The following is an 18,256-nucleotide window of genomic DNA, read 5'->3' on the forward strand; positions in this document are numbered from 1 at the left end:
TCCGTCGGTCGAGCCGCGAGCGAAGCGAGCTGGTCGAGACCCCCCTGCCGAAGGAGCCCCCATGTCCGAACGCCGTCCCGAGGTCTCGACGGGCTCGACCGCCGGAGGTGCCGACCCGGTCCTCGAGATCCGCGACCTGGCCATCGACTTCGCCCAGCCGCGACCGGCGGTGAACCGCATCGACGTCACCGTCGGCCGTGGTGAGGTGGTGGCGCTGGTCGGGGAGTCGGGGTCGGGCAAGTCGATGACCGCCCGCTCCGTCCTCGGCCTGCTGCCGCCCGGGGCTCGGGCCACCGGCTCGGTGAAGGTGCTGGGCCAGGAGGTCCTCAACGCCCCGGATCCGGTGCTGGAGAAGGTCCGCGGCTCGCAGGTGGCGATGGTCTTCCAGGAGCCCCAGACCGCGCTCAACCCGGTGCGCACCGTCGGGTGGCAGATCCGCGAGGCGCTGAAGGCGCACCACCGGATCAGCCGGTCCGACGCCCGCCGGCGGGCCGTCGAGCTCCTCGCCCAGGTCGAGATCGCCGAGCCCGAGCGACGCGTCGACTCCTACCCGCACCAGCTCTCGGGCGGTCAGAAGCAGCGGGTCGTGCTGGCGCTGGCGCTGGCCAACGAGCCCGCGCTGCTGCTGGCCGACGAGCCCACCACCGCGCTCGACGTCACCGTGCAGGCCGAGATCCTCGCCCTGCTCGGGCGGCTGCGCGACCGGGTCGGCACCGCGATCCTGCTCATCACCCACAACATGGGCGTGGTGGCCGAGCTGGCCGACCGCGTCGTGGTGCTCAGGAGCGGCGACGTCGTCGAGGAGGCGAGCACCGCCGCCCTCTTCGGCGACCCGCAGCACGTCTACAGCAAGCAGCTGCTCGGTGCTGTGCCGCGGCTGCCGGCTCCCTCGGCCACGCTCCGTCCCGAGCGACGCGTCGCCGGCGGCGCGGACGGCGGGGACGGGGCCGAGGCGGTCGAGCCGACCCTGGCCTTCGAGGGCGTCGGCGTGACCTACCCCGGCCGGCACGGCAGCAAGCCGTTCACCGCCGTCACCGACGTCACCCTGCGGCTGGCGCCCGGCGAGGTGCTCGGTCTGGTCGGCGAGTCCGGCTCGGGCAAGACCACCCTCGGCCGGGTCGCCGCCGGGCTGGTCCCGGCCGGGACCGGGCGGGTGCTGCTGTCGGGCCAGGACCTGGCCTCGAGCTCGGGTCGGCAGCTGCGGCGGCTGCGCCGCGACCTCGCCTTCGTCCACCAGGACCCGGCGTCGTCCCTCGACCCGCGGCTGAGCGTGGCCGACACCGTGCGGGAGCCCCTCGACGTCCACCGGGTGGGCTCACCGGCCGAGCGGCGGGCCCGGGTGGACGAGCTGCTCGACGCGGTCCGCCTGGGCTCGGCGTACGCCGACCGGCTGCCGCGCGAGCTGTCCGGCGGGCAGCGGCAGCGGGTCGCGCTGGCCCGCGCCCTGGCGCTGCGACCGCGGCTGGTGGTCGCCGACGAGCCGACCAGCGCGCTGGACGTGTCCGTGCAGGCCGACGTGCTCGAGCTGTTCCGGACGTTGCAGGAGCAGCTGCGGTTCAGCTGCCTGTTCATCAGCCACGACCTGGCCGTCGTGCACGAGGTGGCCCACCGCGTGGGCGTGCTGCGTGACGGCGAGCTCGTCGAGGTCGGCGACGCCGGACGGGTGCTGGGGCGGCCCGAGCACCCCTACACGCAGCGCCTGGTCGACGCCGTGCCCGTGCCCGACCCGGGCGCACGTCGGACCCGTGCAAGCTCCGCCCGGGCGATGGCCTCATGAGCGACTGCTGCGCCGGAGGGTCGGTGGCGACCGTCGTGCCGCCCGCGGCGCCGTCGGGGGTTGCCGGCGTCCCCCACCGGCCCGAGCACGCCCACCGGTCGGTCAAGGGCCAGCAGCTGGTGGCCGGTGGCACGTTCGCGATGGGCGACTCCTACGACGAGGGCTACGTCGCCGACGGCGAGACCCCGGTCCACGACGTGCGGCTGCCGGCGTACCTCATCGACGAGACGGCGGTGACCAACGCGCAGTTCGCCCGCTTCGTGCGCGCCACCGACCACGTGACCGAGGCCGAGGAGTTCGGCGTCTCGGCGGTCTTCCACCTCGTCGTCGACGCGCCACGCTCCGACGTGCTGCACCAGGTCGCGGCGGCGCCGTGGTGGGTCGCGGTCAAGGGCGCCAGCTGGCGGCACCCGGAGGGCGCGCGCTCCTCGGTGGCCGACCGCCCCCAGCACCCGGTGGTCCACGTGTCGTGGCACGACGCCCAGGCCTACTGCCGGTGGGCGGGGCGACGGCTGCCGACCGAGGCCGAGTGGGAGCACGCCGCGCGCGGCGGTCTGCGCGGGCGCCGCTACGTGTGGGGCGACGAGCTGACCCCGCAGGGCGTGTGGCGCTGCAACATCTGGCAGGGCGACTTCCCGCACCACAACAGCGGCGAGGACGGCCACCTCACCACGGCGCCGGTGCGCCGCTACCGCCCCAACGGCTACGGGCTGTGGAACATGACCGGCAACGTCTGGGAGTGGTGCGCCGACTGGTTCGACCCCGGCTACTACGCGACCTCGCCCGAGCACGACCCCCGCGGCCCCGAGACCGGCGAGCTGCGCGTGATGCGGGGCGGGTCCTACCTCTGCCACGACTCCTACTGCCACCGCTACCGCGTCGCCGCCCGCTCCGGCAACGACCCGGTCGCCACCTCGGCCAACCTCGGCTTCCGCTGCGCCAACGACGCCTGATCCCGCCCCACACATGTCGTTCAAAAGAACGTTCAGAACCCGTCATCCACCCGACAACCGGACTTCTGAATGTTCTTTTGAACGAAATGTGCAGCCGTATCCGCCCCAACGAGAGGACACCTGACATGACCGACAGCCCCGAGCCGTTGGACCGGCGGCACATCCCGGCGCAGGGACGGCGCGTCCCCGTCGAGCCGGCGTTCGACGTGCGCGACCAGACCGAGGCGTTCCCGCGCCGCGAGCGCCTGACCCCGCCGGCGGGCGCCCCGAACGTGCTGCTCGTCCTCGTCGACGACATGGGGTACGGCGCCCCGTCGGCCTTCGGCGGCCCGTGCCGGATGCCCACCGCCGACCGGCTCGCCGAGGACGGCCTGCGCTACTCGCGCTTCCACGTCGCCGCCCTCTGCTCGCCGACCCGCGCCGCGCTCATGACCGGGCGCAACCACCACAGCGTCGGCATGGGCACGGTGGTCGAGATGGCCACCGACGTCCCCGGGTACGACGGCCTGCGGCCGGCCTCGGCGGGCACGCTCGCCCAGACGCTCGGCCTCAACGGCTACGCCACCGGCGCCTTCGGCAAGTGGCACCAGACGCCGCCGTGGGAGCAGACCGCAGCCGGCCCGTTCGACCACTGGCCGACGCGGGAGGGCTTCGACACCTTCTACGGCTTCCTCGGGGGAGAGGCCGACCAGTTCACCCCGACCCTCGTCGACGGCCTGCGGTTCGTCGACCCGCCGCGGACCGAGGAGGAGGGCTACCACCTGTCGGAGGACCTCGTCGACCGCGCCATCGACTGGGTCGACGGCGTCCGCACGTTCGACCCCGAGAAGCCGTGGTTCACCTACCTCTCCTTCGGGGCCACCCACGCGCCGTTCCACGTCCCGCGCGACTGGCGCGAGAAGTACCGCGGCGAGTTCGCCCACGGGTGGGACGCCCAGCGCGAGCGCACCCTGGCCCGCCAGAAGGAGCTCGGCATCCTCCCCGAGGACACCGAGCTCGGTCCGTGGGCTCCGGGCGTTCCGCACTGGGACGAGCTGAGCGACAACCAGCGCCTCGCGGCCGAGCGGCTCATGGAGGTCTACGCCGCCTTCGCCGAGCACACCGACGCCCAGGTCGGCCGCCTCGTCGAGCACCTGCGTGCCACCGGCCAGCTCGACAACACCGTGGTGCTCTACATCCTCGGCGACAACGGCGCCTCGGCCGAGGGCGGTCTCGAGGGCACCCTGAACGAGACGATCCGGCTCAACGGCCTGCCCGACAGCGCCGATCGCATCGTGACGAAGCTCGACACGATCGGCGGACCGGAGGCCTGGGCCCACTACCCCGTGGGCTGGGCGCTGGCCATGGACACGCCGTACCAGTGGAGCAAGCAGGTCGCCTCCCACTACGGCGGCACCCGCAACGGCCTCGTCGTGCACTGGCCCGACGGCATCGCCGCCCGCGGCGAGGTCCGCCACCAGTGGCACCACGTCATCGACGTCGTCCCCACGTTGCTCGAGCTCATCGGCGTGCCGCAGCCGGACAGCGTCAACGGGGTGCCGCAGGACCCGATCGAGGGTGTCTCGTTCGCCTACTCGCTCGACGAGGCCGATGCCGCCGAGCAGCACACCACGCAGTACTTCGAGATGTTCGGCAACCGCGGCGTCTTCCACCACGGCTGGACCGCGGTCACCAAGCACCGCACGCCCTGGGTCACCGGCGCCCAGGTGACGCCGGCCTTCGACGACGACGTGTGGGAGCTCTACGACACCCACACCGACTGGTCGCAGAGCAAAGACCTCGCCGCCACGCACCCCGAGAAGCTCGCCGAGCTGCAGGCGCTCTTCCTCTCCGAGGCGCGCAAGCACCAGGTGCTGCCGCTCGACGACCGGATGGGCGAGCGCCTCAGCTCCTCGCTGCAGGGCCGCCCCGGCCGCCGACCCGGTACGACGCTGCGGCTCGGTCCGCGCGCCGGTCGCCTGCGCGAGACGGTGGCGCCGAGCCTCAAGAACGTGTCCTACCGGATCACCTCGGCGGTCACGACCGCGTCCGGTGACGACGGCGTGATCGTCAAGCAGGGTTGCCGATTCGCCGGCTGGTCGCTGTTCGTGGCCGACGGTCGGGCGCACTTCGCCTACAACTACGTCGGCCTGGAGACCACGCTGCTGCGCGGTGGTGCACTGCCCGCGGGGGACCACGAGATCGCCGTGGTCTTCGACTACGACGGCGGCGGGCTCGGCAAGGGCGGCACCTTCCGGCTGCTCGTCGACGACGTCGAGGTCGACCTCACCCGGGTCGAGCGCACGGTGCCGTTCTTCTTCTCCCACGACAGCACCCTCGACGTCGGCATCGACCGCAACGCACCCGTCACGACGTACCCCCGGGGGAGGGGGTTCGCCTTCACCGGCGCCATCGAGCACGTCACGATCAGCGTCGGCGACGACGCCGTACCGGTGCCGCAGCGCGACGAGCTCGACGCCGTGCTGGTGGCGCAGTGACCTCGGCGCGGGCGCTGGCGTGGGCGGGCGCGGTCACCGCGTCCGTCCTCGTCCTCGCCGAGCAGTACGCCGAGCTCCCGGCCGCGGCGGTGGCGTTCGCCGCCGCGGCCTGGGTGGTCGGCCGGCTGCCGGGACCCGGGCACGACGGCGGGGAATCATCGGGGGTCCACGCCGGTTGAGCCCGGCATGAACGCGCCGCAGATCGACGTACGCCGTGCCGCCGACCGCTACGCCACCCGGGTCGACTGGCTCGACTCGAAGCACTCGTTCTCGTTCGGGCCGCACTTCGACCCGGGCAACACCCACCACGGGCTGCTGCTGGTCAACAACGACGACGTCGTCGACGCCGGCACCGGCTTCGACACCCACCCGCACCGCGACATGGAGATCGTGACGTGGGTGATGGAGGGGTCGCTCGTGCACCAGGACTCCACCGGCCACAACGGCGTGATCTACCCCGGCCTCGCGCAGCGGATGAGCGCCGGCCGCGGGATCATGCACTCGGAGAAGAACGACTCCTGGCGCCTGGCCGGCGAGGTCCACCGCGACCCGGTGCACTTCGTGCAGATGTGGGTGGTGCCCGACGAGTCCGGCATCGTCCCGGGCTACGAGCAGCTCGAGATCGCCGACGAGCGGCTGGCGAGCGGGCTGGTCCCGGTCGCGTCCGGCATGGCGCAGCACGCCGACGACACCGCGATCCGGATCCGCAACAAGTACGCCGCGCTGCTCGCCGCCCGCCTCCAGCCCGGCCAGAGCGTCGAGCTGCCCGAGGCGCCGTTCCTGCACCTGTTCGTGCCGCGCGGAGCGGTGACGCTCGAGGGAGCCGGCCCGCTGGCGACCGGCGACGCCGTACGCCTCACTGCCACCGGCGGCCAGCGCGTCACCGCCACCGAGCCCGCCGAGGTCCTGGTGTGGGAGATGCACGCCACCGTCGCCGCCTGAGCGGGTCAGGACAGGGTGACCGGGCCGCCGCGCTCGTCGAGCAGGTCGTTGAGCACGGTCAGCTCGGACTGCTGCGCGACCGAGATCGACTCGGCCAGCTGCCGCACCTGCTCGGTCTCCGCGTGCTCGACGGCGTAGTCGGCCATCTCCACCCCGGCCTCGTGGTGCGGGATCATCAGCTGCAGGAAGATCCGGGACGCGCGCTCGCCGCGGGCGCCCTCGAGTGCCTGGAGGTCGGCGTTGCTGGCCATGCCGGGCATGCCCCCGGGCATCGCGGACATCTCTCCGCCGCCCATGTCCATGTCGCTGCTGTGCCCCATCCACGCCATCCGGTCGGCGCTCGACGACTGCGGCAGCCCCCACTGCTCCAGCCAGGAGTACATCTGGCCGACCTGCTGCTGCTGGGTCAGGAGGATGTCGAGGGCGAGCTGGTCGACGTCGGCGTCGTCGGTGGCCTCGCGGACGAGGAAGGACATCTGGACGGCCTGGGAGTGGTGGGCGCGCATGTCGCGGGAGAACCCGGCGTCGACCGAGTCGGCGGCCGGGGTGTCGGGACGCGTCAGCACCGAGCCGAGGAGCAGCGCCCCGGCCAGGGCGGCCGCGACCAGCACGATCAGGCCGGCGACCAGGAACGGCCGCCGGCGCGAGCCGTCGCTCACAGCGGGCTGCCGACCCCGCCCTGGCACGAGGCGCCGGGCTCCTGCGTCTGCGGGCCCTGCTGGTACTCCTCGATGAAGGCCTCGACCGCCGGGTCGTCGACGGTGTCGACGCCGATCTGGAGACCCCACGCGCTGAGCGTGACGGGGGAGTCCATGCCCTCGACGGGGCTCACGAGGACGTAGTCGTTCTGCGAGGCGATGTCCTCGAGCGCCGTGACCTGGTCGTCGGCGAGGTCGGGGGCGTAGCCGATCCACACCGCGCCGTGCTCGAGCGAGTGCGTGGCGTTCTCGGGGGCGACCTCGGAGTCGTAGAAGCCGCAGTTCTGCCAGACCGGGTTGTGGTCGCCGCCCACCGACGGTGTCTGCGGGTACTCCACCGCGGTCTCGACGTGGTCGCGGCCGAGGTCGTCGAAGGTCTCGACCCCCTCGAGCGCCGCCTGGCCGGCCGCGTCGGCCGCCTCGTTCTCCTTGTTCTGGTCGATCACGGCGAACGCCGCCGCACCGATGATGGCCACGCCCACGAGGCCGGTGCCGCCGATGATGAGCAGGCTGCGACGTCGCTCGGCGCGACGCGCCTGCGCCTGCATCTCCGCGGCGCGCTGGCTCCGCTCGGACTGCGTCGTCTTCTTGCTCTTCTTGGTGGCCATGAGGTTCCTTCGGGTTCGTCAGGGCAGGTGGCGCCGGACAGCAGGTGGGACAGGTGGAGCATGTCAATGCGGACTGCGGGTCCAGGGTGACACCACGACCTGAGGAGAACCTGGGACGTGACAGCCTGAGGGACGTGACAGCCGCATCCGCTGACCGGTCGCCGGACCGCGCGACCGCTCCTGACCGTCCCCTGCGCGCCCTGGGCGCGCGCTACCGAACCTATCGCGCCCGCTTCGTCGCCGCGGTCATCGCCTCCACCGTGAACAAGGTCGCCGACGTCGCGCCCGAGCTGCTCATCGGTGCCGCGGTCGACGTGGTTGTCCGCGGGGACGGCTCGTTCGTCGCCGACCTGCTCGGCGTCGAGTCCCGCTACGCCCAGCTGGGCTGGCTGGCTGCGATCAACGTCGTCATCTGGGTGGTCGAGTCCCTCTCGCAGTACGTCGCTGCGGTGCTGTGGCGCGGGCTGGCGCAAGGGGTGGAGCACGACCTGAGGGTCGAGGCCTACGACCACGTCCAGCACCTCGACCTGGCCTGGCACGAGGCGCGCCCCTCCGGCGCGACGCTGGCCACCCTCAACGACGACGTCAACCAGCTCGAGCGCTTCCTCGACGTCGGTGCGCCGACGATCCTGCAGACCACCCTCAACGTGGTGCTGGTCGGGGCCGTCTTCGCCGCCTCGTCGCCGACCCTGCTGGTGCTCGCCTTCCTGCCGATCCCGCTGATCGTGCTCGGCTCCCTGGTCTTCCAGCGCCGGCTCGAGCCGCTCTACGACCGGGTGCGCACCACGGTCGGCGACCTCTCCAGCGCGCTGTCGGCCAACCTCGCCGGCCTGACCACGATCAAGGCGTTCACCGCCGAGGACCGCGAGCGCGACCGCATCGCGGCCGCCTCGCTGGCCTACCGCCACGCCAACACCGAGGCGATCCGCTCCTCGGCGGCCTTCGTGCCGCTGGTGCGCATGGCGATCCTGGCCGGCTTCACCTGCACGCTGCTGCTCGGCGGCTGGCAGACCCTCGACGGCGACCTCGAGGTCGGCCTCTACTCCGTGCTGGTCTTCATGACCCAGCGGCTGCTGTGGCCGCTGACCGAGGTGGCGGAGGTGCTCGACCTCTACCAGCGCGGTCGCGCCTCGGCGGCCCGCATCCTCGGCCTCCTCGCGGTCCCGGTCACGGTGCCCGCCGGCGACCGGTCGCTGGAGCGGCCGGTGCGCGGCCGGCTGGAGCTGCGCGGCGTACGGGCGGGGTACGCCGACGGGCCCGACGTCCTGCACGGCGTCGACCTCGTGGTGCCGGCCGGGGAGACCCACGCCATCGTCGGGGCGACCGGGTCCGGCAAGTCCACGCTGCTGCGGCTCGTGCTGCGCTTCGACGACCCGCGCGCCGGGCAGGTGCTGCTGGACGGCCAGGACGTGCGGGACCTGGACTGGGACTCGTTGCGGGGCTCGATGGGCTACGTCGCCCAGGACGTCTTCATGTTCGCCGGCACGGTCGCGGACAACATCGCCTACGGGCGCGCCGACGCCACCCGCGAGGAGATCCGCGCCGCCGCCGAGGCCGCCGCGGCGTGGGAGTTCGTCGAGGCGCTGCCGGCCGGGCTCGACGCCTTCGTCGGCGAGCGGGGCGTGACGCTGTCCGGGGGCCAGCGCCAGCGCCTCGCCCTCGCCCGGGCGCTGTTGCGGCGGCCCGCCGTGCTCGTGCTCGACGAGGCCACGAGCGCCGTCGACAACGAGACCGAGGCCGCCATCCAGCGCTCGCTGCGGGTCGCGACCGCCGACTGCACCGCGCTGGTGGTGGCGCACCGGCTCTCGACCGTGCGTCACGCCCACCGGATCTGGGTGCTCGACGCCGGCCGGGTGGCCGAGCACGGCACCCACGACGAGCTCGTCGCACGCGGCGGGCTCTACGCCGCGCTGTGGAACGTCCAGACCGGCGAGCACGTGGCCTGACGCCGGCGCGAACGGCCCTGAGCCTGAGCCCGCCTGAGCGGCCTGAGCCGGTGACAGATGCGTGGGAAAAGCACCCTGAAGCAGGTCCACGAGGTGCTTTTCCCACGCATCTGTCAGGCGCCCAGGCGACGGGGAGCGAGCGCCCTGGTGACGGGGAGCGACCTAGGATCTCCGGGTGACCCCGACCTCCACCGCCGCCCGTGACGAGACCCCTGCGGAGGTCGAGCTCGACGCGGCCGCCCTCGTCTTCGACAACGACGGCGTGCTGGTCGACTCGGTCGAGGCCGGCAACGAGGCGTGGACCCGCTGGGCCGAGGAGCACGACCAGGACCCCGCCCACGTGCTGACGGTGATCCACGGCCGTCGTGCCGCCGACACCGTCGCCGACCTGCTGGCGACCGAGGCGCCCGACCGGGTCGCGGCGGCGAGCGCGCGCATCGACGAGCTCGAGCTCGAGACCGCCCACCGGGCCCGTGCCCTGCCGGGCGCCCACGCGCTGCTGACTGCCCTGGCGGCTCTCGCGGACTCCGACGGGCTGCGCTGGGCCGTGGCCACCTCCGGTGGCCGGCCGCTGGCCCGAGCCCGCATCGAGGCGGCCGGGCTGCCGGTGCCCGCGGTGCTGGTGACGGCCGAGGACGTCGAGGCGGGCAAGCCGGCGCCCGACCCCTACGTGACCGCGGCCGCGCGCCTCGGCGTCGACCCGGCCGAATGCGTGGTGTTCGAGGACACCGAGGCCGGCATCGAGGCCGGCCGCGCGGCCGGGGCGACGGTCGTCGGGGTCAACCTGATGGCCGGCCCGGGGGCCGCGGCCCACGTCGTGACCGACCTCGCGTCGGTGTCCTGCCACGCGCAGGACGGCCGCGTCGTCGTACGCCTGGCGACCTGACGGCGGCGGACACCCGGGGGCGGCAGGTTCGGCGGGCCGGGCCTGGGCACGGTGGAACCATGACCGACACCCCCGAACGACCCGACCTCGTCGAGGTGGTCGTCGAGATCCCTCGCGGCAGCCGCAACAAGTACGAGGAGGACGACGACGGCGTCATCTGGTTCGACCGGCGCCTGGGCGGGCCGGTGGGGTTCCCGGGCGACTACGGCTACGTCGTCGGTGTCGAGGGGGAGGACGGCGACGCGCTCGACGCGCTGGTGCTGCTCGACGAGGCCACCTTCCCCGGTGTCCACATCCGCTGCCGGCTCATCGGCGCCTACCTGCTCGAGGTCGGCGACGAGGCGGAGACCAAGCTGATCTGCGTCCCGGAGAAGGACCACCACCAGGACCACCTCCAGGACCTGACCGACCTGCCCGACAACGCCCGCGAGGAGCTCGGCGCCTTCTTCGAGTCCTACCGGATGCTCGAGGCCAAGAGCGTCAGCGTCACCGAGCAGCTCGACCGCGAGCAGACCCTGGCGCGGATGAAGCGGACTGACGCCTGACGTCAGGCGGAGACGTCGGAGGCGCCCCCGAGGACCTGGGCGACCGATCCGCCCACCTCGTGCCCCAGCAGCGTCGCGGTGACGAAGTCGCTGGCGGCGCGGGTGAAGGCGCCGCCGTTGCTCAGCATCGCGTGCTTGCCGCCCTCGACCCGGACGTAGCCGAACACGTCGGCCGTGCGGGCGACGTCGCGCGCCATGCGCTCCGCGCGCGCCGGCGAGGCGATGCGGTCGTCGGTGCCGTGGACCATGAGCACCTGACGCCCGGTGAGGTCGACCCGGTCGTCGGGCGTGACCCACGCGTTGAGGGCCACCACGCTGCGGACACCGTCGGTGTCCCCGGCGAGCAGCGCGGCGCGGCCGCCCAGCGAGTGACCGACGAGCGCGACGGGCACGTCGCCGTACCGCTCCGCGATCTCGCCGAGCGCCCACCGGGCGTCGTCGACGGGGGTGTGGCGGGTGTCCCACCCGCGGGTGGAGTTCAGCAGGCGCAGGACCGCCAGGTCACCCCGGCCGGCGCGCGCGATCCGTTGCGCGATCGGCACCATCCGCAGGACCGAGAGCTGGGCGGGGCTGACGGCCGTGTCGCCGCGGCGGGCGCCGCCACCGTGCAGCACGACCACCGCGCCGCGCGGGCGGTCGGGGGTGCGGGTGGCGACGAGCCGGGGCGAGGACATGACGGAGCACCTCTCGTGGTGGGGATGCTCCCAGTGAACCCGCCCCGCCCAAGCGTCAGGCGGAGTCGCCCCCGGTACGCCGTACGCGGCGGCGCAGCAGGCCGGCGACCAGCAGGGCCGGGCCGACGATGACCGCGCTGCCGACCCACCGGGCCGACGTCTGGGTGGTGTCACCGGACCGCTTGAGGTCGGTCGGGGTCAGGGGCGGTACGTCGCCGATCGGCTTGCCGTTGAAGCGGTAGACGTCGAAGCCGCGGACCAGGTCGTTGCCGTAGCCGAAGAACGAGCCGTCGCGCCGGATCTTGTTGGTCTTGAACGACCAGGTGTCGGAGTCGGGCATCACGTAGTGGCCGACCTCCTTCATCCCCACACCGTCGCCGAGGGCGACCTCGGCCGGCGAGCCCTGGAACCGGGCGAGGCCGGAGATGTCGAGGACCCGGACGCCCTGGCTGTACCAGGCGATCGTCATCAGCTTCTGCTTCGGGTACATGCGCAGCACGTGCGAGGTGCAGGTGGCGCCGCCCTGGGGCTGCACGGCCGGGATGAACCAGGACCCCATCTTCTCCGGGTTGCGCTCCTTGGCGCCCGTGATGTCGAACAGGTGCAGGCCGCCGCCCGGGCACTCGGCGCTGGCGGCGGCGCCGGCCCGCTCGTCGGTGACGACGAGGACGGTGCGCTTGGTGCCGTTCTTGCGGGTCAGCGTCACCGGGTCGGCCTGGTGGACGACGTTGATCGACGGGTCGACGATCTGGCTGACCTGCTTCGGGTTGCGCGGGTCGGTGGTGTCGAGGATCAGCGTCTGCGACAGGGCGCCGGAGTAGGCGCGGGTGCCGGAGGCGTTGAAGGTGATGTCGTGCGACTCCGAGCCGAGGGACGTCGGGACGAACGGGATCTCGTAGTCCTGCACCTTGACCGGCCGGGTCGGACGGCTCACGTCGTAGATCGTGATGATCGGCGCGACGCCACTGGTCAGCAGGTCGGAGTTGGAGTTGTAGAGGTAGCGACCGCTCGGGTGGATCGTCATGTTGTGCGATCCGCGCGGGACGTCGAGGAAGCTCAGCGACGACGGCTGGCTCGGGATGGTCAGGTCGACGATCACCGTGCCTGCGTCGTCGGCCGACAGGTCGAGGTCACGACCGCAGGTGGAGGCGGCGCCGTCCTCGCCGACGGAGCCGTCCGCGGTGTAGCTCGCCAGCACCCGGCCGTCGCGCTTCCAGACCTGGATGTCGCCCTGGCTGATGTCGCAGTCGAACGTCGCCACCTTCCGCGGCTCCCGCGGGTTGGTGATGTTGATGATCTGCATGCCCTTGTCGAGCGTGCCGGCCAGCGCGTACTCCCGGTCGCCGAGGCGCAGGAACTCGATGTCGGAGCCGTTCTGGTTCTCTCCGCTCCGGTCGTACTGGAGGTTGGCGACGAAGCTCATCGCCTTGCCCTCCCCGGAGGTGGCCACGCGGAGAGCACGCGTGTTGGTCGCGGCGTCGCCACCGCCCTCGTGGGCCTGGGCCGGTGCGGCGGGCACGAGCAGCAGTCCGGCGAGGACGGCAGCCGTGGTGCCGAGGACGGGTCGAGCGTTCATGGGTCCACCTTCCGCGTGGGGCGCGTTCACCCCCTCCAACGTGACCAACGCCTCGGGGTTACGACCTGCGCTGACTAGGGTGGTGCCGACGACGCGACCAGGGGAGGACCCGTGACGACCGTGCCGGGCGCCGAGGACTTCGTGACGACGCTGGCTCCGCGGCTCGAGGCCGAGCTCGGCCGGCTGGTCGACGGCGGCTTCGTGCAGGCCTCCTCGCCACCCATGTGGACGCACCGCTCCTCGTTCCTGGTCGTCATCCGCAGCTCACGGGAGGTGCCGGCCGGCGTGCAGGCGATCCGGTTCGACGACACCCTGGTGCTCACCACCTCCGGCGACCGCAGCTTCGGCGGCCCGCTCGACCTGGGCCCGCTCGACGGCGCGTTCCGGTCGGCGGGCTGGTGGGTGGAGCACCCGAGCATCAACCGGCGCCACGAGTACCGGGCCGAGGTCCCCTGGTCCGAGCGGGACCGGGCCGCCGCGCTCATGGCGCGCACGCTCGCGCTGCTCGGGGCCGCCGACGCCTCAGGCGTCGACGTGGAGACCTACCCCGAGGGCTGAGACCGGCTGGGCCGGCTGGGACGGGCCGGGTCGGCCGGGTCGCCTGGCCCGTACGTCGTCGGGCGGGTCTCAGGCAGGGACGCCGGCCGAGCCCTCGCGGACCTCGGTGGGCAGCTCCGCGTCGGTGGGCAGCAGGCGGAGCAGCTCGCGCCACAGGTCGGTGCCCGACGAGGGGGCCAGGGTGACCTCGTCGACGCGCCGCCAGGTGCCGGCGGCCGAGTCGACGACCTGGATCGCGGACCCGTCGACGTCACCCTGCGGCGTCGGCCAGACGCACTCGACGCCCCAGCCCCAGACGGCCTGGGTGTCGATGGCGTCCGCCAGGACGGGGGCCGCCTGGGCCAGCGAGGCGAAGGCGGCGCGACGTACGTCGTCGTCGAGGTCCAGCAGGTCGACGAGCACCTGCGTCTCCACGCCGACCGGCTCGGCGGCGCGGGTCCGGCGCGGTCCGACGCGGGTGGTGGAGGCGAGGAATGCCGGCAGCAGGGTGGTGGGCAGCGTCAGCAGCTCGTGGAGCGTCCCGCGGGTCTGCAGGAGCAGTGCGGTGGTGGCACCGCCGCACCACGCCTGGTGGAACACCGCGTGGTCCTGGTCGGCCACCGTCAGCCGCAGCTGGCAGACGGGGGCGAGCACGGCGCGCAGCGCGGGGACCAGGGTCTCGGCCGGGGTGTCGCCCTCCAGCACGCCGGCGGTGCGCAGCTGCTCGACCGCGGCCGGGTCGGCCTCCGCCTCCGGGGCGAGGTGGTCCACCAGGGCCCCGAACAGCTCCTGCTCGAGCCGGAGGCGTCCGGTCTCGCGGTCGAGGTCGATCACGCCGGCACCTCCGTGACGGTGAACGAGGCGCCGAGAGCCGCGACCTGGTCGGCCAGCCCGTCCCAGGTGGCGGTCGCGGCGGTCACGGACACGGTGAGCCCGGCCTCGCCGCGCAGCACCGCCCACTGCTCCAGGGTCACCGGCGGACCGTCGGGGGCGAGGTACGTCGCCAGGCGCCGCGCGGCGGGGTGCCCGCCGATCTCCAGCCGCTCGAGGTCGAGCAGCACCCACCCCGTGAGGGTCGCGTCGAGGGTCACGTCGACGTTGCGCTGCCAGGCGTTCAGGTCCGGGCCCACACCCTGGTCGTGGCTGACGACCAGGTTGGCGCGGAAGCCCACCGTCGCCGTCCCGGGGGCCTCGGGCTCGATCGCCGCCAGGACCGTGGTCGCGTCCACGTCGGTGACGACGGCCCAGGAGTCCGGGATCGCCACGGCGAAGCCGATCGGGTCGGTGTGCAGCCGGGTGTCCGGCGGCAGGTCCACAGGGGTCACGGTCTCCTCAGTCCCAGAAGCTCAGCTTGTCGCCCACGTCGCTGGCGACGTCGCCCGCGTCCTCCAGCAGGTCGCCGGCGCCCTCGGCCAGGTCGCCGGCGGTCTCCGACGCAGTGTCCCAGGCCTCGCTCGCGGCCCCGGTCGTGGCGTCCCACGCCTCGCCGGCCGCCTCGGTGGTGTTGTTCCACCCGGCGACGACCTGGTCCTGCGCCCAGTGGGCCGCCGCTCCCACCTCGTCCTTGACGAAGTCGCCGATGGCCTCGCCGGCCTTCGACCCCGCGATGCCGCCGATGACGCCGCCGGCCACGGCACCGATCGCGGTGCCCGGGCCCGGGAAGATGCTGCCGACCGCGGCGCCGATCTGCGCGCCGGCGACCGCGCCGCCGTAGGCGCCCAAGCCTGTGGTCACCCCGACGGTGCCGGCGCGTGCGACCCGCTCGGAGCCGTTGAGGGCCGGGTTGTCGGCGTCGGCCTGCCACTGCTCGTAGGCGCTGATGCCGCCCTCGACCACGGCACCGGCGCGAGCCGTCCACTCACCGGCGGTCGACCAGAAGCGGCGCGTGCTGCTCATGTTCGGTGCGGACGTGTAGTTGCCGAGGTTCGAGCGGCGCAGCCAGGAGCGGAACGCCGAGTCGCCGGCGTACGCGCTGCGGGGCATGTGGTTGCCGCCGCCGAACAGCCCCCACGTGGGCTGGTAGCGCGCCAGGCGACCCAGCGTCATCCACGAGGCGGCAGACCCGAACCCGAGGCCCCACAGGGCGGAGAACTGGCCGAGCTGGAAGAACGTGCCGTCGCCCTTGGGCGCCAGGCCGAGGTCCTGCGCCAGCGAGGTCAGGAAGCTGTCGCCGGTCGCGCCGTCGAGGGCGCTCTGCAGCTGCTCGTGCGCCCGGGTCTCGTCGGTCCGCGCGTCCTGCGCGATGGTCAGCGCCCGCTGGTAGGCCCGCACCTTCGCCTCGTGGGCGTCGACCGCCGCCGGTGAGAGCTGCCCCTCGATGGCGTCGACCGAGGCGATCACGTCGCCGGTGATGGTGCAGCCGCCCGCGGCGGCGATGCCCCTCGCCTCGTCCATCGCGGCCTCGACCTGGGTCAGGGAGCCGGCGAAGGTCGTCAGGGCGGAGGACACGTCGGTGAGCTTGCCCGCGATGTCGTCGCACCCCTGCACGAGGTCACCCACGGTCATGAGGAAGGACGCGGCGGCGCCGCCCTCCCACGCGCCGACGGTGCGTGAGCGGCAGCTGGTGAGGGTGGACGAGACCTCGTCGACCGCGGTCTTCACGTCGTCGACCTGACCGGCGGCCTCGCGGCACGCCGAGGGCACGCCGTGCACCTTGAGCTCGATGCTCACTGCGGAACCCTCCCCGGGCCCGACATCGTCTGCTGGGAGCTCAGGTCGCTGGCGTCGTAGCCGTCCGCGTTCTCGCGCACGCCGGAGGCGGCCTCCGTGAGCGCCTGGCCGAGGGCCTGGATCGCCTCGGAGAGCCGGGACAGCGCCTCGCCGACCTCGCCGCTGGACTGCCCGGCGTCGGGACGGACAGCGAGGTCGTCGGTGGCGCCGGTCGCATCGCTCCCGGCGGTCTCGAGGTCACCCGCGATCTGTCGAAGGACGCCGGTGTCGACGTCGAAGAAGCCCCCGCTCATGACCGCCACTCTAGGCGAGAGGACCGGCCAAAGTCACCCGAAAGGGATCAGAATGCCGCGGCCCGGCCGTCGTGGCGGAGGTGTCTCCCCCGGTCGATCAGGTCCTCACGTCCCTCAGGCGGAACGGTCCTTGGGCGGCCACTCGCCGTGCTTGCGCGCGTTGCGGTAGGCCAGCGGCGTCAGGATGCCGATCCAGAGCGCGAACAGGACCGTGCCGACGAGGAAGAACAGCCCGATGTCGGACGAGAACGTCCAGGTGACGGCGGACAGGGCCGCGAGGACGACGACGACCACGACGATCTGCTTGTTCGTGAGCAGCGCCGGTGTCGGGCGCGGGGGCTGGGCCATGGGGTCTCCTGCGGTGTCAGCGGTGCACGTGGGCGGCGGTCGCTGCCAGTGTCACCCATGTCGTCGAGGTCTCACCCTGGGACGGGTGTGAAAGGGCGGGCAGCCGGGGAATAACCAGGTCGACGGGGGACTTGAAGATACAAGGAACCGCCCGCCCCCCGACGAGCGACGAAGGACCCCGATGACCGTCACCGCGCTGCCCCTGACTCCCCCCACCGACCTCTCCCACGACCTGGCGATGCTGCCGGACGTCGACGCCGAGCCGTCCCACCCGGACCCGGCGCTGGCGTGCCTGCCCGCGACCGTCGACGTCGCCCCGACCGCGGCCGAGCGCTGCGACCACGCCGAGGGCGGCCTGCCCTGCGTGCGCCGGCCCCACCCCGAGCACCCCAACGCCCACGTCCGGGTCGCCGGCTCGCGCTGCAACGCGCTCGCCGCCCGCGACGTGCCGCGCATGGAGCGCATGTCGATCGCGTCCTGACGCACCCACGACGAGGCCCGGACCGTGACGGTCCGGGCCTCGCGTGCGTCCGGGACTGATCAGTCCGCGTCGAGGTACTGGTGGGCCCAGGCGCTGATGATCCGGGCCGCCCGGCGCGCCTGCCCGGGAGCGGTCAGCAGGTGGTCGGAGCCCTCGAGGGAGACGAAGCTGCGGGGATGGGGCGCGGCGCGGAAGATGTCGCCGGCGTTCGAGATGTCGACCGTGGCGTCGGTGGGGGAGTGCATGACGAGCAGGGGCACCCCGATCTCGCGGATGTGCGCGCGGAGGTCGGCGCGGCGCACGTCCTCGACGAACGCCCGGCGCAAGGTCAGCGCCCGTCCGCCCACGAGCCACTCCGCCTCGCCCTCGGCCAGCACCCGGTCGACGAGGGCGTCGTAGTGGTGCTCCACGTGGCCCGGCTCGACCGGCGCCGCGATGGAGACCAGGGCCTTGAGGCCGGGGACCTCGTCGGCCGCTGCCAGGGCGGCCGCCCCTCCGAAGGAGTGGCCCACGAGGAGGTCCACGGGGCAGCCGCGCTCGACCATGAACGCGGCGGCGCGCACGGTGTCGGCGACCTTGTGCGTGAACGACCCGTCGCCCCAGTCGCCCTCGGAGTCACCGAGCCCGAGGTTGTCGAAGCGGAGCATGCCGATGCCCTCGGCGGCCAGGCCCTTGCAGATGCGCGCGGCGGCGGGTGACTCCTTGCCGAGGGTGAAGCCGTGGGAGAACACGCCCCATCCCCGCACCTCACCGTCCGGCACGTCGAGCAGCCCGGCGAGTGCCGGGCCGGTGGTGCTGGGGAACCTCACGCGCTCGGCCATGACCTCACCCAAGCGGGCCCTCGG

Annotated in this window: 20 protein-coding genes; 10 read left to right on the forward strand and 10 right to left on the reverse strand. The window is 73.3% G+C overall.

Annotated elements, in window-relative coordinates; translation table 11 throughout:
- Nucleotides 1-61 precede the first annotated feature (61 nt).
- From G7072_RS19305 to G7072_RS19325, 5 genes are all read left to right on the forward strand, one after another.
- Nucleotides 62-1,777, forward strand: coding sequence for an ABC transporter ATP-binding protein (locus G7072_RS19305; protein ID WP_166089283.1), 1,716 nt, complete (start codon nucleotides 62-64; stop codon nucleotides 1,775-1,777).
- Nucleotides 1,774-2,730 carry a formylglycine-generating enzyme family protein gene (locus G7072_RS19310; protein ID WP_166089285.1) on the forward strand — a complete coding sequence of 319 codons (957 nt, stop codon included), beginning with the start codon at nucleotides 1,774-1,776 and terminating at the stop codon, nucleotides 2,728-2,730. Before G7072_RS19305 ends, G7072_RS19310 begins: the two co-directional genes overlap by 4 nt.
- Before the next feature lie 125 nt (nucleotides 2,731-2,855).
- Nucleotides 2,856-5,207 carry an arylsulfatase gene (locus G7072_RS19315; protein ID WP_166089287.1) on the forward strand — a complete coding sequence of 784 codons (2,352 nt, stop codon included), beginning with the start codon at nucleotides 2,856-2,858 and terminating at the stop codon, nucleotides 5,205-5,207.
- Complete coding sequence (locus G7072_RS19320; RefSeq protein WP_166089289.1) at nucleotides 5,204-5,386, forward strand: hypothetical protein; 183 nt, start codon at nucleotides 5,204-5,206, stop codon at nucleotides 5,384-5,386. The genes G7072_RS19315 and G7072_RS19320 overlap by 4 nt, the downstream gene beginning before the upstream one ends.
- Before the next feature lie 7 nt (nucleotides 5,387-5,393).
- Nucleotides 5,394-6,149: a pirin-like bicupin family protein gene (locus G7072_RS19325; protein ID WP_166089291.1), complete on the forward strand. Its 756-nt coding sequence runs from the start codon at nucleotides 5,394-5,396 to the stop codon at nucleotides 6,147-6,149.
- Nucleotides 6,150-6,154: 5 nt separating this feature from the next.
- Here the strand turns inward: G7072_RS19325 and G7072_RS19330 are convergent, their stop codons facing one another.
- Both G7072_RS19330 and G7072_RS19335 read right to left on the reverse strand, forming a co-directional pair.
- On the reverse strand, nucleotides 6,155-6,808 hold the full coding sequence (locus G7072_RS19330) for a DUF305 domain-containing protein (RefSeq protein WP_166089293.1): 654 nt from the start codon (nucleotides 6,806-6,808) through the stop codon (nucleotides 6,155-6,157).
- Nucleotides 6,805-7,455, reverse strand: coding sequence for a DUF3105 domain-containing protein (locus tag G7072_RS19335; protein WP_206063220.1), 651 nt, complete (start codon nucleotides 7,453-7,455; stop codon nucleotides 6,805-6,807). Before G7072_RS19335 ends, G7072_RS19330 begins: the two co-directional genes overlap by 4 nt.
- Before the next feature lie 134 nt (nucleotides 7,456-7,589).
- On the opposite strand from G7072_RS19335, the gene G7072_RS19340 reads away from it, so the two are divergent.
- The 3 genes from G7072_RS19340 to G7072_RS19350 all read left to right on the forward strand — a co-directional run bounded on the left by G7072_RS19340 (nucleotide 7,590) and on the right by G7072_RS19350 (nucleotide 10,832).
- A complete protein-coding gene (locus G7072_RS19340; protein ID WP_166089295.1) occupies nucleotides 7,590-9,401 on the forward strand; it encodes an ABC transporter ATP-binding protein in 1,812 nt (603 codons plus the stop codon).
- 175 nt (nucleotides 9,402-9,576) lie between these two features.
- Nucleotides 9,577-10,287: an HAD-IA family hydrolase gene (locus tag G7072_RS19345; RefSeq protein ID WP_166089297.1), complete on the forward strand. Its 711-nt coding sequence runs from the start codon at nucleotides 9,577-9,579 to the stop codon at nucleotides 10,285-10,287.
- Between the two features lie 59 nt (nucleotides 10,288-10,346).
- The gene (locus G7072_RS19350; RefSeq protein WP_166089299.1) at nucleotides 10,347-10,832 is read left to right on the forward strand and encodes an inorganic diphosphatase; all 486 of its coding nucleotides are present in this window, start codon (nucleotides 10,347-10,349) and stop codon (nucleotides 10,830-10,832) included.
- 2 nt (nucleotides 10,833-10,834) lie between these two features.
- Here G7072_RS19350 and G7072_RS19355 read toward each other — a convergent pair whose 3' ends face one another.
- Complete coding sequence (locus G7072_RS19355) at nucleotides 10,835-11,506, reverse strand: lysophospholipase (RefSeq protein ID WP_166089301.1); 672 nt, start codon at nucleotides 11,504-11,506, stop codon at nucleotides 10,835-10,837.
- A gap of 55 nt (nucleotides 11,507-11,561) precedes the next feature.
- Entirely contained in the window at nucleotides 11,562-13,082 is a 1,521-nt protein-coding gene (locus G7072_RS19360; RefSeq protein WP_166089303.1) for a hypothetical protein, read from the reverse strand.
- Nucleotides 13,083-13,193: 111 nt separating this feature from the next.
- Here G7072_RS19360 and G7072_RS19365 point away from each other — a divergent pair, with 111 nt between their 5' ends.
- Nucleotides 13,194-13,640, forward strand: a complete 447-nt coding sequence (locus G7072_RS19365; RefSeq protein ID WP_166089305.1) for a hypothetical protein — start codon at nucleotides 13,194-13,196, stop codon at nucleotides 13,638-13,640.
- A gap of 69 nt (nucleotides 13,641-13,709) precedes the next feature.
- Here the strand turns inward: G7072_RS19365 and G7072_RS19370 are convergent, their stop codons facing one another.
- The 5 genes from G7072_RS19370 to G7072_RS19390 all read right to left on the reverse strand — a co-directional run bounded on the left by G7072_RS19370 (nucleotide 13,710) and on the right by G7072_RS19390 (nucleotide 16,930).
- Nucleotides 13,710-14,453 (reverse strand): hypothetical protein, encoded by a 744-nt coding sequence (locus G7072_RS19370; RefSeq protein ID WP_166089308.1) that lies wholly within the window; start codon nucleotides 14,451-14,453, stop codon nucleotides 13,710-13,712.
- Complete coding sequence (locus tag G7072_RS19375; RefSeq protein WP_166089310.1) at nucleotides 14,450-14,944, reverse strand: hypothetical protein; 495 nt, start codon at nucleotides 14,942-14,944, stop codon at nucleotides 14,450-14,452. The genes G7072_RS19370 and G7072_RS19375 overlap by 4 nt, the downstream gene beginning before the upstream one ends.
- Before the next feature lie 7 nt (nucleotides 14,945-14,951).
- A complete protein-coding gene (locus tag G7072_RS19380) occupies nucleotides 14,952-16,289 on the reverse strand; it encodes a hypothetical protein (protein WP_166089313.1) in 1,338 nt (445 codons plus the stop codon).
- Nucleotides 16,286-16,582 carry a hypothetical protein gene (locus G7072_RS19385; protein WP_166089315.1) on the reverse strand — a complete coding sequence of 99 codons (297 nt, stop codon included), beginning with the start codon at nucleotides 16,580-16,582 and terminating at the stop codon, nucleotides 16,286-16,288. Before G7072_RS19385 ends, G7072_RS19380 begins: the two co-directional genes overlap by 4 nt.
- A 114-nt stretch (nucleotides 16,583-16,696) precedes the next feature.
- Nucleotides 16,697-16,930, reverse strand: coding sequence for a hypothetical protein (locus G7072_RS19390; protein WP_166089317.1), 234 nt, complete (start codon nucleotides 16,928-16,930; stop codon nucleotides 16,697-16,699).
- Nucleotides 16,931-17,111: 181 nt separating this feature from the next.
- On the opposite strand from G7072_RS19390, the gene G7072_RS19395 reads away from it, so the two are divergent.
- Complete coding sequence (locus G7072_RS19395; RefSeq protein ID WP_166089319.1) at nucleotides 17,112-17,411, forward strand: hypothetical protein; 300 nt, start codon at nucleotides 17,112-17,114, stop codon at nucleotides 17,409-17,411.
- A 59-nt stretch (nucleotides 17,412-17,470) separates the two neighbouring features.
- On the opposite strand, the gene G7072_RS19400 is transcribed toward G7072_RS19395, so the two are convergent.
- The gene (locus G7072_RS19400) at nucleotides 17,471-18,232 is read right to left on the reverse strand and encodes an alpha/beta fold hydrolase (RefSeq protein ID WP_166089321.1); all 762 of its coding nucleotides are present in this window, start codon (nucleotides 18,230-18,232) and stop codon (nucleotides 17,471-17,473) included.
- Nucleotides 18,233-18,256 lie beyond the last annotated feature (24 nt).

The sequence above is a fragment of the Nocardioides sp. HDW12B genome (assembly GCF_011299595.1).
Lineage (GTDB): Bacteria > Actinomycetota > Actinomycetes > Propionibacteriales > Nocardioidaceae > Marmoricola_A.

What these genes read in the sequence shown, in the direction of transcription:
- G7072_RS19305 (WP_166089283.1), top strand. Translation starts at nt 62, where the DNA reads ATGTCCGAACGCCGTCCCGAGGTCTCGACGGGCTCGACCGCCGGAGGT.
- G7072_RS19310 (WP_166089285.1), top strand. Translation starts at nt 1,774, where the DNA reads ATGAGCGACTGCTGCGCCGGAGGGTCGGTGGCGACCGTCGTGCCGCCC.
- G7072_RS19315 (WP_166089287.1), top strand. Translation starts at nt 2,856, where the DNA reads ATGACCGACAGCCCCGAGCCGTTGGACCGGCGGCACATCCCGGCGCAG.
- G7072_RS19325 (WP_166089291.1), top strand. Translation starts at nt 5,394, where the DNA reads ATGAACGCGCCGCAGATCGACGTACGCCGTGCCGCCGACCGCTACGCC.
- G7072_RS19335 (WP_206063220.1), bottom strand. Translation starts at nt 7,455, where the DNA reads ATGGCCACCAAGAAGAGCAAGAAGACGACGCAGTCCGAGCGGAGCCAG.
- G7072_RS19350 (WP_166089299.1), top strand. Translation starts at nt 10,347, where the DNA reads ATGACCGACACCCCCGAACGACCCGACCTCGTCGAGGTGGTCGTCGAG.
- G7072_RS19355 (WP_166089301.1), bottom strand. Translation starts at nt 11,506, where the DNA reads ATGTCCTCGCCCCGGCTCGTCGCCACCCGCACCCCCGACCGCCCGCGC.
- G7072_RS19360 (WP_166089303.1), bottom strand. Translation starts at nt 13,082, where the DNA reads ATGAACGCTCGACCCGTCCTCGGCACCACGGCTGCCGTCCTCGCCGGA.
- G7072_RS19385 (WP_166089315.1), bottom strand. Translation starts at nt 16,582, where the DNA reads ATGAGCGGGGGCTTCTTCGACGTCGACACCGGCGTCCTTCGACAGATC.
- G7072_RS19390 (WP_166089317.1), bottom strand. Translation starts at nt 16,930, where the DNA reads ATGGCCCAGCCCCCGCGCCCGACACCGGCGCTGCTCACGAACAAGCAG.
- G7072_RS19395 (WP_166089319.1), top strand. Translation starts at nt 17,112, where the DNA reads ATGACCGTCACCGCGCTGCCCCTGACTCCCCCCACCGACCTCTCCCAC.
- G7072_RS19400 (WP_166089321.1), bottom strand. Translation starts at nt 18,232, where the DNA reads ATGGCCGAGCGCGTGAGGTTCCCCAGCACCACCGGCCCGGCACTCGCC.